Consider the following 322-nt stretch of genomic DNA (forward strand, 5'->3'; position numbering starts at 1 on the left):
GATCCTGAGTGGAAATACCGGCCGGATCACGACCTTCCTGGTAATCATCGTAGAAACCCGCCGCGGAGCCAATCTTCCGGAACTCTTCGTCGTAACGGGGATGGTTGCAGCCCAGGGCAATCAGGGCGGCGGTGCCGATCGCAACAGCATCGGCACCCAGTGCCATACACTTCGCCACATCGGCACCGTTACGAATACCGCCGGAGACAATCAACTGCACCTTTCGGTGCATCCCCATTTCCTGAAGTGCCTGCACCGCCTGGGGAATCGCCGCCAGCGTCGGAATACCCACGTGCTCGATAAACACCTCCTGGGTCGCTGC

At 59.9% G+C, this 322-nt stretch carries 1 protein-coding gene; it reads right to left on the reverse strand.

Features of this window, described 5'->3' with window-relative positions; genetic code table 11:
- Positions 1-322, reverse strand: a 322-nt coding sequence (locus B2W52_RS05890; RefSeq protein ID WP_286801881.1) for a glutamate synthase-related protein, incomplete at both ends; no start/stop codon positions are given.

It is taken from the genome of Marinobacter sp. UBA2498 (assembly GCF_002341575.1).
GTDB lineage: Bacteria > Pseudomonadota > Gammaproteobacteria > Pseudomonadales > Oleiphilaceae > Marinobacter > Marinobacter manganoxydans.